This window comes from Haliea sp. E17 (assembly GCF_048323675.1).
GTDB lineage: Bacteria > Pseudomonadota > Gammaproteobacteria > Pseudomonadales > Halieaceae > Mangrovimicrobium.
In genome coordinates, this window is record NZ_JBLWFK010000005.1 from 520240 (window position 1) to 535941 (window position 15702).

Consider the following 15702-nt stretch of genomic DNA (forward strand, 5'->3'; position numbering starts at 1 on the left):
GGGTAGTTCGGTACTCTGTCCTGCCCGATAAGACATCCTGTCCATGGCCGAACCCGACTACATCGACGACATCCCCGAGCAGCCTTGGCAGGGCGACAGGGACCTTGCGCGGATCAAGATGCAGCCCCACTCCGTGGAGGCCGAACAGTCCGTACTGGGCGGCCTGTTGCTGTCCTCGGACGGCTGGGATGTCGTGGCCGAGCAAGTCAGCGCCGAGGATTTCTATCGCCCCAACCACCGCCTGATCTTCCGCGAAATCGCCCGCCTCGCCAACGAGGCCGAGCCGGTGGACGTGATTACCGTCGCCGACAAACTCGAGGCCCGCGGCGAACTGGACGTGGCCGGCGGCCTGCCCTACCTGGCGGAACTGGCCCAGAACACGCCCAGCGCATCGAACATCCGCGCCTACGCCCAGGTGGTGCGCGAGCGCGCCGCGCTGCGCAAGCTGATCGAGGCGGCCCAGGAGATTGCCGAATCCGGCTTTAACCCCGACGGGCGCAACTCCACCGAGCTGATCGACGAGGCCGAGCGCCTGATCATGCAGATCTCCGAGCAGGGGCCGAAAAGCGGGGGGCCACAGGGCGTCAATCCCCTGCTGCGCAAGGCCCTGGACCGGATCGAGGAACTGTTCAATTCCGGTGGCGATATCACCGGCCTGACCACCGGCTTCGTCGACCTCGACGGGTCCACTTCCGGCCTGCAGCCCGCGGACCTGGTGATCGTCGCCGGCCGTCCCTCCATGGGCAAGACCAGTTTCGCCATGAACCTGGTGGAGAACGCCATCCTGGCCCAGGACAAGCCGGTGCTGGTGTTTTCCATGGAGATGCCCGCGGAGCAGCTGATTATCCGGATGCTGTCCTCGGTGGGCCGCATCGACCAGCGGCGTATCCGCAACGGCAAACTGGAGCAGGAGGACTGGCCCAAGCTCAGCGCGGCCATGAACAAGCTCAAGGACGCGCCGCTGTACATCGATGACACCCCGGCGCTGACCCCCACCGAACTGCGCAGCCGGGTGCGCAAGGTGGTGCGCGAGAACCGCGGCGAGATCGCCATGGTGATGATCGACTACCTGCAGCTGATGCAGGTGGCCGGCAGCTCCGAGGGCCGCACCGCGGAGATCTCCGAGATCTCCCGCAGCCTCAAGGCCATCGCCAAGGAATTCAGCGTACCGGTGGTGGCCCTGTCCCAGCTCAACCGCTCACTGGAGCAGCGCCCCAACAAGCGCCCGGTGAACTCGGACCTGCGGGAATCCGGCGCCATCGAGCAGGATGCGGACGTGATCATGTTTATCTACCGCGACGAGGTCTACCACGAGGACTCCCCGGACAAGGGCGTCGCGGAGATCATCATCGGCAAGCAGCGGAACGGCCCCATCGGCACCTGCAAACTGGCCTTCCGCGGCGAGTTCACTCGCTTCGAGAACCTGGCGCGGGGCGATTACCAGCACCAGTGACACCGGTTCCGCCAGTGCGGCGGTTTACCCGCTAAAGAAATTGCTTTTCAGAGCCCCGTATCCCTGCGCAGGGCGGCGAGGGCACTGTGCTGTTCATCCGGTGTCATCGGCGTGCCCGCCTGTTGCTCCAGTGCCTCGGGTGCCGGAACTGCCAGCTTTTCACCGCGCAGGACCGCATTGCACCAGTGCTGGTAGCGCTCGCGAAACACCGGCCAGGTGCGGTTTTCCGGTTCGCTCGACAGGAAGAACCAGTCGCTGTCCCGCCCCGCCAAATAGACCGCCGGGTGGCTCCAGGGCTGGGCGGATTTCGGCGAGGCCGCGTTGCAGGCCTCGAGGTAGGCGTCCCGCGGCGCCGGCAGGCCGAAGGCGCTGAGGCCGGCGGCGCAGCACTCGAGCATGCGGTTCAGGGTCGGCAGGTATTCGCTGTTCTCGATGGCGTGCTTGGCGCCGTGCAGGATCTGCTCCACCGGCAGGTCGGCGAGGGCGTCCAGCCACAGCTTCTTGATCTGGTTGAGCTGGGTCTGGTCCGGGTAGGCCGCATAGTACTGGTTGTGATAGTTGAGGCGAAACAGGGCGAACACCTGGTTGATCGCCTCGACGTGCCCCTCGGGCGGGGCGCTGGCCTTCTCAGTTGGCCCAGCTGGTGTCGCTGAGGTCGTCTTCGAGGCTGCGATCTCGCGTCCGACCTGTTGAATGAGATCCCTGCTGTCCGGCATTGCTATTTCCTGCTGTTTGCATCTGGTGGCGCTTGGCCCAGTGGAACTTGGCGTGCTGCAGGAACTTGCTGTTCCAGGAGGTGTGCACCTGCCCGCTGTCCTTCCAGTAGACGATGAATTCTGGCAGTAAAGACCGCGCGAAGTCGAGGTCGATGTGGGACATGTGCAGGATGTCGTAGACATCCCGGCTCGGTTGCCAGTGGTCGCTGATCGGCCGCGGCTCGCTGCCGTGCTCCACCGCCGCGGTATAGCGCGCCCACTGGATGCGGATGTGCTGGATGAATTTCGTATTCAGCTCTTTCGGCGCCGCGCCGCGCTCGCGCCAGTAGAGAATGAACTCCGGGATCGCTTCCTCGATGAATTCCCGGTCGATGCCGCCGCGCTGCATGATTTCCAGGGCGTCCGCGCTGGGACGCCACTGGTTGTCGAGCGGCGCGGGGTCGGTCACCTGGAAGCCGCCGCGCTCGTCCTGCTGCCGGCGCCGCCAGTTGTTGGTGACGTGCTGGCGAAACTTGTTCTCCCAGGCGTGGTGGCTCTCGCCGCGCTCGCGCCAGTAAAAGATGAAATCCTCCAGTTGGTCGAGGGCGAACTGCCGCGGTATGTTGTGGTTCAGGGCCAGCAGCTGCAGCAGGTCCTCGCTGGGTGCCCAGTTGGCCGGCAACAGCGCCGCACTGCGTCGCATCGGCGGCGCCTCGGGCGCCCTCTGCACCGCGCGGGCCGGCTGGCGCACCGGTTCATTGAGGGCGAACAGCAGGCGCTCGCTCGAATGCAGCGGCGGCGACTCGATCAGGATGACGCCCTGGTCGGCCAGCGAACGGCTGATCCGGTGCAGGTCCACGGCACTCCAGAAGGGCAGCGAGCCCAGCAGGTACTCCCGCGACACCGCCAGCCAGGCATGGTTGTCGCGAATCTGCGGCGGGTGGTGCTGGAACAGGCCGTGCAGGTGCTGCAGCAGGATGGCTTCCTCCAGCCCGATCGTCGCCGCCAGTCCGGGTGAAAAGACCAGTTGGCGTTCGGGGACGAGCGAGGATTCCATCGTTGCCTTTATCAGTTTTGGTGGGCGGTCTGATAGGATACCCAGCTGTGGCCAAGAACTACAGTGAATCTGGTGTTTGGTTGTTGTCTGGGTTTGCTCGGTGGACTGGGTGGCTTCGGTGGGTGGTTAGCCCGCCGAGCGCGATCCGGCACTTGCCCACTGGAACACGTCAAAAAGCGCACATCTGTGTGCAGACTCGGGTGGCGACATCCATGTCGCCACACGGTTCCAGTGGGCAAGTGCCGGCTCACACTCTACCTGCTGCGCACTGAACCGGATGAATCGCTATTCGACATTTGGATGCAGGTGAGTTTTAAAGACCTTGGCTCAGAGGTTCAGAGGCTCGAGAGTTTGAGGGTTCGTCGTGACCAGGTTGGCATTGCTACTGAGCGAGCATGTGGGGCGGATATCCCCTGCTGAAACCGTGAGGCGACAGGACGTCGCCAACCGAGCCTGCACATGGGTGTGCGCTGTTTGGCGTGTTTCAGCAGGGGATATCCGTCCCGCAGGCGTCAACCGAAGCCGCCACCCATTACAACGTGCCGCACCCTGAAGACCCAACGGATACGAAATGGCCAAACAGAAAACAGCGTACGTATGCACCGACTGCGGCTCCGACTACTCCAAGTGGCAGGGCCAGTGCGGTGACTGCGGCGCCTGGAACACCATCAGTGAGGTGCGCCTCGGCCCGGCCAGGAGCACCGGCAGGGTAGCTGGCAACCGCGCCGGATTCGCCGGCGCGCTGGCCGGCGCAAAAACCCTGGCAGAAATCGACGTCGAGGACCTGCCGCGTTTCAGCTCCGGTGCCGGGGAGTTCGACCGGGTGCTGGGCGGCGGACTGGTGCCCGGTTCCGCCGTGCTGGTGGGCGGGCATCCCGGCGCCGGCAAGAGCACGCTGCTGCTGCAGACCATGTGCCATCTCGCCGGCAGCATGGAAGCCCTGTATGTGACCGGGGAGGAATCCCTGCAGCAGGTGGCGATGCGCGCCCGGCGCCTGCAACTGCCGCTGGATCGCCTGCGGATGATGTCCGAGACCAGCGTCGAGACCATCGCCGCCGCCGCGGAGGAATTCAAGCCGCGGGTGCTGGTCGTGGACTCGATCCAGGTAGTGCACAGCGAGGACATCGCCTCGGCCCCCGGCAGCGTGTCCCAGGTGCGCGAATGCGCCGCCTACCTGACCCGCTTCGCCAAGCAAAGCGGCACCGTGCTGTTCCTGGTCGGCCACGTCACCAAGGACGGCTCGCTGGCCGGCCCCAAGGTGCTGGAGCACATGATCGACTGTTCCATCCTGCTGGAGGGCTCCCACGATTCCCGTTTCCGCACCCTGCGCGGGCAGAAGAACCGCTTCGGGGCGGTGAACGAACTGGGGGTGTTCGCCATGACCGAGCAGGGCCTGCGCGAGGTGAAGAACCCCTCGGCGATCTTCCTCGATCGCAGCCACGGCCCGGCGCCGGGAAGCGCGGTGATGGTGGTCTGGGAGGGTACCCGGCCGCTGCTGGTTGAGATCCAGGCGCTGGTGGACGACAGCCAGCTCGGCAACCCGCGCCGGGTGGCGGTGGGGCTGGAACAGAACCGGCTGGCGATGTTGCTGGCGGTCCTGCACCGCCACGGCGGCCTGCAGGTGGGCGACCAGGATGTGTTTGCCAACGTGGTCGGCGGGGTCAAGGTGCTCGAAACCAGTGCCGACCTCGCCCTGTTGCTGGCGATCGTCTCCAGCTACCGCGACCGCCTGCTGCCGCGGGATATGGTGGTGTTCGGCGAGGTGGGGCTGTCCGGCGAGATTCGCCCGGTGCCCTCGGGCCAGGAGCGTCTCTCCGAGGCCGCCAAGCACGGTTTCAAGCGGGCCATCGTGCCGAAGGCCAACGCGCCGAAAACCGCGCCGGCGGGTATGCAGGTAACGGCGGTGTCTACCCTGGCCGAGGCGCTCTCGGCGGTGGAGTGAATTCGGGCCCGGTTACACTTGCAAGTTCACCGGGCAGCGGCTTCACTGTGCTGATTGCAATAAGAACAATCCGGGCCGGTGTCCGGATTCCTGCTCTGGGCGGTGGGCGGCTGGTGGGCGAGAGCTGACCGCATGGCCCCAAACCAGAGCCGAGGTCAATTTGTCGTGGGGGCACACGAGATGCTGGATGCGCTGTGAAAGCCGGATTCAATGAGGCCGTCGGCGCGACCGACATCGGCCGTCGCAGCCACAACGAGGATTCCTGGCTGGTGCGCGCGGACCTCGGGCTGGTGCTGGTGGCGGATGGTGTCGGTGGCCACCTCGCCGGGGAGATCGCCAGCGCCATTACCTGTGAATCCATTGTCCGCGAAATCGAACTCGGCAAAAGCCTGGAAGACGCGGTACGTTGCGCCAACCGTGATGTCGTGGCGGCGGTGGCGGCGGGACGCGGCAACCACGGCATGGCATCGACCGTGGTGGCGGCGCGCTTGCAGGGTGCCGACTATGAGGTGGCCTGGGTTGGTGACAGTCGCGCCTACCTGTGGGACGGCCAGCTCAAGCTGCTGAGCCGCGACCACTCCCTGATGGCACTGATGCTGGAGCGCGGCGAGGCAACGCGGGAGGAGCTCCGCGACCACCCCCAGCGCAATGTAATCGTGCAGGCAATCGGCCTGCAGGCGGAGGACGACCTGAAAGTGGATATCAACCGCGGCAGCCTCTGTCGCGGCGAAATCCTGATGTTATGCAGTGACGGCCTGAGTGACGTCCTTGAAAACGATGACATCGCCCGGCTGCTCGGCGAAAAGGGGACCCTCCAGGAGCGCTGCCTGAAGCTTGTCAGTCGCTCCATCGAACAGGGCGGCAGTGACAATTCAACCGTGGTGCTGATGTCCGGTGTCGCCGAGGGCCCGGGGACGCTGGAGCCGACGCTGGAGTGGGTGTTTGATCCGGCGACGGGCCGCATAGAGTATCGCAACGAGGCGGCGCCGGCCGTGCCGCTGCGCGCCTCCCGGAATGCGCAGAACAAGCCCGGTACGCAACCGGGCGGCCAGGTGTCGCCCCACAGTACCCAGATGCTGTCGCGGGCCGCGCTGGAACAGGCGCTGGCAGAGGCCCAGGGTACCGGATCACGGGAGCTTGTGCGCGAAGCAGTCGCCGGCGGGAGAGGTCCGGGCCTGTGGATTGGCGGCGTGGTGGCCGTCCTGGCGCTGGCAGCCGTGCTGGCCTGGTATAGCGGCGGATTTGGCTAGTCAGCTGTCGATTGGCGGGCGCGGCCTGGCCTGGTCCCGGGCCTGCCCTTTGGCGGCGAGCGCGCCGCGATCAGGATTCGTCCAGCAGGCCCAGTTCCGCTTCCAGGGTAGCGATATCCATGTGCTGTTCCAGCAGGTTGCGCAAGGGCAGGATGTTTTCGCGGTCGACATGCTGGACGGAAAAGCCCAGGCGCTGCGCTTCCACATGCTGCAGATAGGCGTACAGCTCCAGTTCTTCCCCGCCCGGGAGCGTGATGATCAGCGTGAAGGGTTCGTTGTACTGGGCATCCCAGGTCGCCGGCTGGGTGGTGGACGCGCCACCGAGGGAGATATCGATCAGTTGCAGCTGCCAGGTGCTGCCGCCCTGGTGAACGGCGACGGGGAGTTCGAGTGCTACCCGGGTGAAATGGCGTTTCTCATTGCGGTTATCGGACATATCACTCGCCGCTGTTGCAGAAGTTTCCGTCACTATAGCGCCAGAATCGGTGCTGGCAAACACCCTGGCGCGCAGCTGCCGGCGCGGCCGCAGTTGCCGACCGGGAAATCAGCGTCTACCTTGATTGTCGACCCGACGGTTCAAGCCCGCCGCGGGACTACCCTGTCTTTGCTGCAAAGGATATTTCTATGAATAAGACCCTGACCCGCCTGCTGGGCGCCGCTGCCTGCGCGCTCGCCCTGTCCCTTGGCGTCTCGCAACCGGCCAATGCTGCGGTGACCAGCGGCCGCGCCGCCCTGGTGGAGGCGGAAGCGGTGGTCGACGCCATCGACCTCGACACTCGCCAGGTGACCCTGAAGTTCCCCGACGGGACCACCACCACGGTAACCGCGCCGGAGGTGGTGATCAAACTGGAGGATGTATCGATTGGCGACCGGCTGAAGGTGGCCTACATGACCGCGGTGGAAGGTGAGGTGCGCGAACCGACCGAAGAAGAGCTGGCCAATCCCTGGGTGGTCAGCGAGAAAGATGGCGCCGGCATGGTTGACGGCCAGCCGACCGCGGGCGTCGCCCGGGTCATCCGCGCGGTTTGCACTATCGAGGGCATGAACCGCCTGCTGCGCACCGTGACCGTGCTGGACCCCAAGGGGCGCGTGCATGTCATCGGCGATGTGGAGCCGGCCAAGATGGCAGGTGTAACCCTCGGCCAGACCGTCTTCATCGAATATCAGGAAGCGCTGGCGATGACCCTGGAGCCTGTGGGAAAGAGTAAGGCAGAATAACGCCCCGCCGGGGAGCGGGGTGGCGGGGCCGGATTGCCGGCCAGTCAGCCGCTTTCCCGGCCTCCCCGGGAGGGTTTGTCTCGCTGCGGAGCCGTTCCCGGCCCCGCCAGGGGAGCGTCGCGATCAGGTTTTCAGTTTGCGGTACTTCACCCGCTGGGGCTGGTCCGCTGCCGCGCCGAGGCGGGCCTTGCGGTCGTCCTCGTACTCCTGGAAGTTGCCCTCGTGGAATACCACGCTGCCGTCGTCCTCGTAGGCGAGGATGTGGGTGGCGATGCGGTCGAGGAACCAGCGGTCGTGCGAGATCACCAGCGCGCTGCCGGGGAAGGCCAGCAGGGCTTCTTCCAGCGCCCGCAGGGTTTCCACGTCGAGGTCGTTGGTCGGTTCGTCCAGCAGCAGCACGTTGCCGCCCTGCTTCAGCAGCTTGGCCAGGTGCAGGCGGTTGCGCTCGCCGCCGGACAGGTCCTTGACGAACTTCTGCTGGTCGCCGCCCTTGAAGTTGAAGCGGCCGCAGTAGGAGCGTGAGGGGACTTCATAGTTGCCGATGCGCATGATGTCGTGGCCGCCGGAGATTTCCTCCCACACGGTTTTCGAGCCGTCGAGGTCGTCGCGGCTCTGGTCCACGTAGGACAGCTGCACCGTCTCACCGATTTTGATCTCGCCGCCGTCGGGCTGCTCGACCCCCATCAGCAGCTTGAACAGGGTGGATTTACCCATGCCGTTGGCGCCGATGATGCCGACGATGCTGCCCTTGGGCACGGTGAAGCTGACGTTGTCGAACAGCAGCCGGTCGCCGAAGGTCTTCTTCAGGTTGCTCACTTCCACCACGTTGTCGCCGAGGCGCGGCCCCGGCGGGATGTAGATCTCGTTGGTCTCGTTGCGCTCCTGAAATTCCTGCGATTGCAGTTCCTCGAAGCGTTGCAGGCGCGCCTTGCTCTTGGCCTGGCGGCCCTTGGGGTTGGAGCGCACCCACTCCAGCTCGGCCTTGATGGCCTTCTGGTGGGAGGCCTCCTGGCGTTTCTCCTGCTCCAGGCGCTGCTCCTTGGCGTCCAGCCAGTCGGAGTAGTTGCCCTCGTAGGGGATGCCGCGGCCGCGGTCCAGCTCCAGGATCCAGCCGGCGGCGTTGTCGAGGAAGTAACGGTCGTGGGTGATGGCGACCACGGTGCCGGGGAAGTCGTGCAGGAAGCGCTCCAGCCAGCCCACCGATTCGGCGTCCAGGTGGTTGGTGGGCTCGTCCAGCAGCAGCATGTCCGGCGCCGAGAGCAGCAGGCGGCACAGCGCCACCCGGCGGCGCTCACCGCCGGAGAGCTTGGTCACATCCGCGTCCCAGGGCGGCAGGCGCAGGGCGTTGGCGGCGACTTCCAGCTTGGTCTCGATATTGTGGGCGTCGGTGGCCTGGATGATGTCCTCCAGTCGCGCCTGCTCCTTGGCCAGCGCGTCGAAGTCGGCGTCCGGCTCGGCGTAGTCGGCGTAGACCTTCTCCAGCCCCGCCAGCGCGTCGATGGCGTCCTGCAGTCCCTCTTCCACGTTGCCGCGCACGTCCTTGTCCGGGTTGAGCTGCGGCTCCTGCGGCAGGTAGCCGATCTTGATCCCGGGCTGCGGCCGTGCCTCGCCGAGGATGTCGGTATCGATGCCGGCCATGATCTTCAGCAGGGTGGATTTACCCGCGCCGTTGAGACCCAGCACGCCGATCTTGGCGCCGGGGAAGAAGGACAGGGAGATGTCCTCGAGGATCTTTTTCTTGGGCGGCACGACTTTGCCAACCCGGTTCATGGTGAAGACGTACTGGGCCATGGGGGTTCCGTGGGGGTGATTGCGATAACGCGCGAATTCTAGCAGCCGCGGGGGGTGGGCGCATCATTGGCCTCTATCACCATGCGACCCCGAAGCTCTCTCACCAGCGGGATTCGGGCTTACGGCGGAGCCACCTCCCTGAATTACGCTCAAAACGAGCACGCACCGGCGCATGTTCCGTGCGTCGAGTCAGTCGCTACCGCCATCCATGGCTCTCGCGACATACCGTACATCCTGTACATAAAACGCTTTCGAGTAAGCACGGGCCATGCGCCGGTGCGTGCGCTTACGAAGTACCACCCAATACTGCAGTAGCGAATCAAACGGATCAGCCCTGTGAACGCTGCCCGGTCACCTTCGCCTTGCCGAAGATCCCCATCTTCACCCTGCCGGAGATCGTGTCCCCCTCGACGACGAGATCGTACTTGAGGGTCAGCTTCATCGGCTTTTCCACCTTCAGGTCGAACTTCACCGAATTGCCTTCCACGGTGCCGCCGCTGAAGGGCTGCTGGCCCTCGGCGGCCTTGAGGTAGCCGCTGAGCGCGCTGCCGTCGGTTTCGAAGTGGCCGACCATCGGCTGCGGACCCACCGGGGAGGCCAGCACCATGTCCCAGTCACCGTCGACGACCACCGAGGCGCTGTCTGCGGCCTCAGGTTCCGGTTCGGGCGCGGCTGCAGGTGCGGGGTCCGCTACTACTGCGGCCGGGGCAGCAACGACCGGTGCCGGCGCCGCGTGGGCGGTGAGGTCCCGCCCCTCGATCACGCTGAGGATCTTCGGCGGGGTCAGCGGCAGGTCCACGGCGATCTCGCCGAAGGGGGAGATCGCGTCGGCAATGGCATTGACCAGGGTCGGGGTGCCGATAATCGCGCCGCCCTCGCCGACACCGCGCATGCCGCCCACCGATTGGGAGGGCGTGTTGCAGTGGACGAACTCGAACTCCGGCACGTCGGAAATCGCCGGCAGGTGGTAGTCCTTGTAGGTCGGGGTGACGATGTTGCCCTGGGTGTCGAAGTCGACTTTCTCCAGCAGCGCCATGCCGATGGCCTGGGCGAGGCCGCCGGAGACCTGGCCTTCCACCACCGCCGGGTTGATCGGGGTGCCGCAGTCCTCGGCGCTGATCCAGCGCAGGATACTGACGAAGCCGGTGTCCGGGTCCACTTCCACCACGCAGGCATTGGCGGCGCTGGCGAAGGTCATGGGCGGCGGCTGGTAGCGGTGCTGCACTTCCAGCCCGGACTCGAAGCCCGGCGGCAGGCGGTCCGGCTCGCCGTAGGCGATATTGGCCAGTTCGCCGAGGCTCATGCTCTGCTCGGAACCCGCGGCATACACCACGCCGCGTTCGATGCTGATGGTGTCCACCGCGGCGTCGAGCAGGTGGGCGGCAAGAGTTTTCACTTTCTCCGCCAGCATGTCCGAGGCGAGAATTGCGGCGCCGCCGGCGATGACGCCCTGGCGGCTGCCGGCGGCCCCCGGGGAGAAGCCGCCGCGGGAGCTGTCGCCCTCGTAGATGGCGACGTTCTCGTAGTCGACCCCCAGCCGGTCGGCGATGATCTGCGCCATGGTGGTGGCGGTGCCGTGGCCCTGGGAGTGGGTGCTGAGCGTGGCGGTCACCTGGCCGGTGGGTTCGATGCGCACCTGCGCCAGCTCCCCGGTCATGGTGGCGATAGCGCCCGCCGCGCCGGTCGGTTCGATATAGGCGGTGATGCCGAGGCCGAGGTAGCGGCCCTGTTCGCGGGCCTGGGCCTGTTCGCGGCGGAAGTCGTCGACATCGAAGTAATCGAGCAGCTTGTCCAGGCATTCCGCGGGGGTGACGTCCTCCAGCGGGATGCCCATGCAGGTGGTCAGCGGCTGGTCTTCCAGGCGCACCAGGTTGCGGCGGCGCAGCTCGACGGGGTCGATGCCCATCTTGCGCGCGGCGGCGTCGAGGGCGGTCTCGCGGACCAGGGATTCCATCGCCCAGGGGCCGCGGTAGGCGGCGTAGCCGACGGTGTTGCTGTACCAGCCGCGGGTGATGAAGCCGTACCGGGGCATTTTATAGGCGCCCCAGACAAACATGTGCACGGCGATATTGCACTCGGAAAGCTGGGGGAAGGCGCCGACATTGCAGCTGTAATCCCCGTAGGAGCCGAGCAGGCGGCCCTCGGCGTCGAAGCCGATGTCCAGGGTCATCTCCTGCTCCCGGGCCTGGTTGGCGCCGGTCAGGTTCTCGTAGCGGTCCTCGATCCATTTCACCGGGCGGCGCAGGGCCAGCGCGGCGAGGATCACCGAGACTTCTTCCTTCCACGGGTGGTTCTTCAGGCCAAAGCCGCCGCCGACGTCCTTGGCGATCACCCGCACGGCGGTCTGCGGCAGGCCGAGGGCCATGGAGACCCAGCGGGCGACCATGTGCGGACTCTGGCAGGTGATATAGAGCGTGAGCTCCTCGGCGCCCTCGGGACAGGCGACGACGCCGCGGGTTTCCATCGGCGACTGGGAGATGCGCTGGTGCACCACGCTATGCGAAATGTGGAAAGCCGCGTTTTCCAGTGCCGAAGCGAGTTCGTCCTCGATGTCCTCGTCGCCCATCTCGGCGTTGAGGTTGTCGTCCATGTCCGGGTGCACCGGCGCACCGCTGCGCGCGTCGGCGATGCTCACCACCGGGGTTTCCTCGGCGTACTCGACCTCCACCAGCGAGGCGGCATCCTCGGCGATGGCGCGGCTCTCGGCGATCACCAGGGCCACCGGCTCGCCGGCGTAGGCGACGCGGCCGTCCGCCAGTGGCGTGGTGCGCACGTCCTGTGGTGTCAGGTAAAAGCTGAGCATCCTGACATTGAAGCGCGCCAGGTCGTCCTGGGTGAGGACAGCGGCGACGCCGGGTACTTCCCGCGCGGTTTGCAGGTCCATCGCCACGATACGGCCGCGGGCCACCGGGCTGCGGGCGAAGGCGGCGTAGAGCATGCCGGGTACCGAGATGTCATCCACGTACTGGCCGTGGCCGGTGAGCAGGCGCGGGTCCTCCTTGCGGCGCACCCGCTGGCCGATGTAGCGCCCGGTGGTGATGCCGGGTTTGGCGTCCTTCTGCGCCGGCTGTTCCGCCTCGGGAATCTTTTCCAGTTCGTTAGCCGGAGGATTGCTCAGGTCGTTCATGCCTGTTCCTCCGTGGCGTCGTAGGCCAGCGCCCGCACCGCCTTGCGAATCCCCTGGTAGCCGGTGCAGCGGCAGATATTGCCGGACAGCGCCGCCACCATCTCCTCCTCGGTCGGCTTCTGTTCGCCGGCGGTTATTGCCGCCAGGGTCATCACGAAGCCCGGGGTGCAGAAGCCGCACTGCAGGCCGTGGGAGTCCATCAGCGCCTGCTGTACCGGGTGCAGGGTGCCGTCCGCCGCGGCGAGGCCTTCCACGGTGGTGACCTCGGCGCCGTCGGCCTGGACCGCCAGCATCAGGCAGCTGCGCACGGCGGTGCCGTCCACCATCACGGTGCAGGCGCCACAGACCCCGTGTTCACAGCCGAGGTGAACGCCGGTATAGCCCGCCTTGTCGCGCAGGAAGTCGGCCAGCGACATGCGGGCTTCGATGTTGCCGCGGTGCTGCTGGCCGTTGATGGTCAGTTCGATTTTATGCTCGCTCATGCGGCCTCCCGCTGTTGCAGGGTTTCGCGCAGGGCGCGGATCAGGATGCGTTTGCCGACGGTGCGGCGGTACTCGGCGGAGGCGTGGATGTCGTCGAAGGGGGCGGTGTCGCCCACGGCGGCCTCGGCCACTGCTTCGATATCCACTTCATCGAGGGTCTTGCCCAGGAGCAGTTCCTCGGCACTGCGCGCGTGGATCGGAGTCGGGCCCATCGCCAGCCAGGCCAGTCCGGCGCGGCTGATTTTGCCATTCTCCAGCGCCAGTGCGCCGACCACACCGGCAAGGGCAAAGTCGCCGGGGCGCTGGGCCAGCTCCCGGAACAGCGTCAGGTGCTGCGCGGGCCAGGCGGGGAAGCGGATTGCGGTGAGCAGCTCGTCGGGTTCCAGGGCTGTCATATAGGGGCCGATGTAAAACTCCCGTGCGGGCAGCTCGCGGCTGCCGCGCACCGAGCGCAGTTCCAGGGTGGCGTCCAGTGCCACCGCCGTCGCCGGCAGTTCGGCCGCCGGCTCGCCCAGGGATATGGAGCCGCCCACGGTGCCGCGGTTGCGGGTCTGGTAGTGGCCGACATGACTCACCGCCCGCACCATGGCGGGCAGTTCCTGTGCCAGCAGTTCGCTGCCCAGGACCTCGCACTGGCGGGTGATCGGGCCGACTTTTATGCAGTCGCCGCTGCGCTGGATACCCTTGAGCTCCCCGATATTGTTGATATCGACAAGAATGAAAGGCTGGCTCATGCGCAGGTTGAGCAGCGGCATCAGGGTCTGGCCACCGGCGAGAACGGTGGCGCCGCCGCCGGCTTCATCGAGCAGGCGGCAGGCTTCATCTATGGTGGTTGGCGCGTAATAGTCGAAGGGCGCAGGCTTCATGGTCAGTCTCCGCTGGTCAGCCGGCGCAGCAGGGCGGCATCCAGCACCATGGTCGGTTGGGCGGTGCGGCGGCCGTACTCGAAGGCGGCTGCGGCGACCACCAGCAACAGCAGGCCGATCGCCAGACCCGCCCAGGCGCTTTCCATGGAGCCGCCCTGGTGGCCGAAGAAAAAGCCGGTGGCGGCGGCGATGATGAGGGCCAGCACCCAGGCGACGGGCGAGCCGGCGGGGCGCGCAGCCGCAACAGCGGGGGCAGCCGCTGCAGCGGGTACCGCAGCCGGGGCGGCCACGGCGGGTTTGACGCCGCTGACGATTTCACCGAAGCGACTGAAGAACCTGCCGGCCAACTGCTTGGCGGTGGCATCGATGACCGGTCCGCCGAGCTGGGCCATGCGCCCGCCGACCTGGGTGTCCGCCTCGTACCTGACCAGCGTGGCGCCACTGTCTTCCTCGAGCCGCACCCGCACCAGGCCCTTTACGGAGCCTGCGATCCCGCCGTTGCCTTCGAGGTTCAGGGTGTAGCTGTCCGGCGCGTTGATGTCGGAGAGGGAGACCGCACCCTTGAAACGCGCGCCGATCGGCCCGACCTTGATTTCCACGATGGCGGAAAAGCGGTCCTCTGCTTCCTTGCTGAGTGTCTGGCAGCCGGGAATGCTGGCCTGCAGTACCGCGGGATCATTCAGCGCCTCCCAGACCTTCTGGCGGGGTGCTGCCACCCGCTGCTCGCCGAGCATCTGCATAGTTCGTCTCCGTTATCGCTTTCGTTTCAGTGCAAAGCCGGTAAGTCTATTGAAAGTAATTGCTGTCGCCAAGCTGACGTAAAATAAATTTGCCCTGGATTGCTTGCTGGCCAGGGGATGGCGCGGTCAATCCTGGTGCCTGCCGGGAGGCGTTCGCGCCGTGTTGGCGAACCGGGCCATCGAGCGGATAGCAGCGGGCAAAAGTCTGTGTATCAGGGGTGTAGCATTTCCTATAAAAGCCGATTAAGCTGTGCGGCCGCCTTCACCTCGTGATTGTGCAAAATTTAGTCAAACCGCCTCATATATGACCTATTGTATCGGTATCAAGCTGAAAGAAGGCCTGGTCTTCTGCTCCGACTCCCGCACCAATGCGGGCGCGGATCGCGTCAGCACCTATGGCAAATTACACCGCTTCTCCGAACCCGGTGACCGCCAACTCATGCTCATGACGGCAGGCAACCTGGCCACCAGCCAGGCGGTCGTGTCGCAGATCGAGCGCGACCTGCGCGAGGATGCGGAATTCAACGTCGCCAAGGCGCAGTATGTCTCCGACATCGCCGACTATATCGGCAAGCTGGGCCTGGCGGAGCAGCACAAGTACGCCAACGGTGGCCCTGGCGCGGGTTTCAACGCCGAGGCCACGTTTATCCTCGGCGGCCAGATCAAGGGCCAGCCCACCGAGCTGTACCTGGTCTACCCGGAAGGCAACCACATTACCGTGTCCGACCAGTATCCCTTCCTGCAGATCGGCGAAACCAAGTACGGCAAGCCGATCCTCGACCGGATCATCCGCCCGGACACCGATCACGAAACCGCCATGCGCTGTGCGCTGGTGTCCATGGATTCGACCATGCGCAGTAACGCCACCGTGGGGCCGCCTATCGAGCTGCTTTACTACCGGGCGGATACCCTGGCCGAGCCAGCCGAATACTGCAGGTTCGAGGAGAACGACGAGTACCTGGTCAACCTGCGGCGGTCCTGGGATGAAAACATCCGCAAGGCCTTCAACGACCTGCCCTCGCTGCAACAGGTATTCGACGCGGCCGCCGCCGAAGCCTGAAAAAAAAACGCCAGCGTGGCT

13 protein-coding genes are annotated in these 15702 nt (G+C 65.9%); 5 read left to right on the forward strand and 8 right to left on the reverse strand.

Annotated features, from left to right (window positions below; translation table 11 throughout):
* The first annotated feature begins 61 nt into the window (after window positions 1–61).
* Complete coding sequence (gene dnaB, locus ACNKU3_RS15800) at window positions 62–1453, forward strand: replicative DNA helicase (protein WP_418260564.1); 1392 nt, start codon at window positions 62–64, stop codon at window positions 1451–1453.
* A 47-nt stretch (window positions 1454–1500) separates the two neighbouring features.
* Here the strand turns inward: dnaB and ACNKU3_RS15805 are convergent, their stop codons facing one another.
* Window positions 1501–2169 (reverse strand): replication protein P, encoded by a 669-nt coding sequence (locus ACNKU3_RS15805; RefSeq protein WP_418260476.1) that lies wholly within the window; start codon window positions 2167–2169, stop codon window positions 1501–1503.
* Window positions 2081–3205, reverse strand: a complete 1125-nt coding sequence (locus ACNKU3_RS15810; RefSeq protein WP_418260477.1) for a DnaT-like ssDNA-binding domain-containing protein — start codon at window positions 3203–3205, stop codon at window positions 2081–2083. The genes ACNKU3_RS15805 and ACNKU3_RS15810 overlap by 89 nt, the downstream gene beginning before the upstream one ends.
* Window positions 3206–3776: 571 nt before the next feature.
* Here ACNKU3_RS15810 and radA point away from each other — a divergent pair.
* The gene (gene radA, locus ACNKU3_RS15815) at window positions 3777–5147 is read left to right on the forward strand and encodes a DNA repair protein RadA (protein ID WP_418260478.1); all 1371 of its coding nucleotides are present in this window, start codon (window positions 3777–3779) and stop codon (window positions 5145–5147) included.
* A gap of 194 nt (window positions 5148–5341) precedes the next feature.
* On the forward strand, window positions 5342–6397 hold the full coding sequence (locus ACNKU3_RS15820; RefSeq protein ID WP_418260479.1) for a PP2C family protein-serine/threonine phosphatase: 1056 nt from the start codon (window positions 5342–5344) through the stop codon (window positions 6395–6397).
* Between the two features lie 70 nt (window positions 6398–6467).
* On the opposite strand, the gene ACNKU3_RS15825 is transcribed toward ACNKU3_RS15820, so the two are convergent.
* Window positions 6468–6833, reverse strand: a complete 366-nt coding sequence (locus ACNKU3_RS15825; RefSeq protein WP_418260480.1) for a PilZ domain-containing protein — start codon at window positions 6831–6833, stop codon at window positions 6468–6470.
* 188 nt (window positions 6834–7021) lie between these two features.
* Between ACNKU3_RS15825 and ACNKU3_RS15830 the strand changes: the two genes are divergently transcribed.
* On the forward strand, window positions 7022–7615 hold the full coding sequence (locus ACNKU3_RS15830; protein ID WP_418260481.1) for a hypothetical protein: 594 nt from the start codon (window positions 7022–7024) through the stop codon (window positions 7613–7615).
* A 123-nt stretch (window positions 7616–7738) separates the two neighbouring features.
* Here the strand turns inward: ACNKU3_RS15830 and ettA are convergent, their stop codons facing one another.
* From ettA to ACNKU3_RS15855, 5 genes are all read right to left on the reverse strand, one after another.
* On the reverse strand, window positions 7739–9406 hold the full coding sequence (gene ettA / locus ACNKU3_RS15835; RefSeq protein WP_418260482.1) for an energy-dependent translational throttle protein EttA: 1668 nt from the start codon (window positions 9404–9406) through the stop codon (window positions 7739–7741).
* A gap of 328 nt (window positions 9407–9734) precedes the next feature.
* The gene (locus ACNKU3_RS15840) at window positions 9735–12533 is read right to left on the reverse strand and encodes a xanthine dehydrogenase family protein molybdopterin-binding subunit (protein WP_418260483.1); all 2799 of its coding nucleotides are present in this window, start codon (window positions 12531–12533) and stop codon (window positions 9735–9737) included.
* Entirely contained in the window at window positions 12530–13015 is a 486-nt protein-coding gene (locus ACNKU3_RS15845) for a (2Fe-2S)-binding protein (protein ID WP_418260484.1), read from the reverse strand. The genes ACNKU3_RS15840 and ACNKU3_RS15845 overlap by 4 nt, the downstream gene beginning before the upstream one ends.
* Complete coding sequence (locus tag ACNKU3_RS15850) at window positions 13012–13881, reverse strand: FAD binding domain-containing protein (protein ID WP_418260485.1); 870 nt, start codon at window positions 13879–13881, stop codon at window positions 13012–13014. Before ACNKU3_RS15850 ends, ACNKU3_RS15845 begins: the two co-directional genes overlap by 4 nt.
* Before the next feature lie 2 nt (window positions 13882–13883).
* Window positions 13884–14621 carry a CoxG family protein gene (locus ACNKU3_RS15855; RefSeq protein ID WP_418260486.1) on the reverse strand — a complete coding sequence of 246 codons (738 nt, stop codon included), beginning with the start codon at window positions 14619–14621 and terminating at the stop codon, window positions 13884–13886.
* A gap of 304 nt (window positions 14622–14925) precedes the next feature.
* Between ACNKU3_RS15855 and ACNKU3_RS15860 the strand changes: the two genes are divergently transcribed.
* Window positions 14926–15681, forward strand: a complete 756-nt coding sequence (locus ACNKU3_RS15860) for a peptidase (protein ID WP_418260487.1) — start codon at window positions 14926–14928, stop codon at window positions 15679–15681.
* Window positions 15682–15702: the final 21 nt, after the last annotated feature.

Coding starts and splice junctions, on each gene's coding strand:
- ACNKU3_RS15855 (WP_418260486.1), bottom strand. CDS start 14,621: ATGCAGATGCTCGGCGAGCAGCGGGTGGCAGCACCCCGCCAGAAGGTC.
- radA (WP_418260478.1), top strand. CDS start 3,777: ATGGCCAAACAGAAAACAGCGTACGTATGCACCGACTGCGGCTCCGAC.
- ACNKU3_RS15810 (WP_418260477.1), bottom strand. CDS start 3,205: ATGGAATCCTCGCTCGTCCCCGAACGCCAACTGGTCTTTTCACCCGGA.
- ACNKU3_RS15845 (WP_418260484.1), bottom strand. CDS start 13,015: ATGAGCGAGCATAAAATCGAACTGACCATCAACGGCCAGCAGCACCGC.
- ACNKU3_RS15840 (WP_418260483.1), bottom strand. CDS start 12,533: ATGAACGACCTGAGCAATCCTCCGGCTAACGAACTGGAAAAGATTCCC.
- ACNKU3_RS15850 (WP_418260485.1), bottom strand. CDS start 13,881: ATGAAGCCTGCGCCCTTCGACTATTACGCGCCAACCACCATAGATGAA.
- ACNKU3_RS15830 (WP_418260481.1), top strand. CDS start 7,022: ATGAATAAGACCCTGACCCGCCTGCTGGGCGCCGCTGCCTGCGCGCTC.
- ACNKU3_RS15825 (WP_418260480.1), bottom strand. CDS start 6,833: ATGTCCGATAACCGCAATGAGAAACGCCATTTCACCCGGGTAGCACTC.
- ACNKU3_RS15805 (WP_418260476.1), bottom strand. CDS start 2,169: ATGCCGGACAGCAGGGATCTCATTCAACAGGTCGGACGCGAGATCGCA.
- ettA (WP_418260482.1), bottom strand. CDS start 9,406: ATGGCCCAGTACGTCTTCACCATGAACCGGGTTGGCAAAGTCGTGCCG.
- ACNKU3_RS15860 (WP_418260487.1), top strand. CDS start 14,926: ATGACCTATTGTATCGGTATCAAGCTGAAAGAAGGCCTGGTCTTCTGC.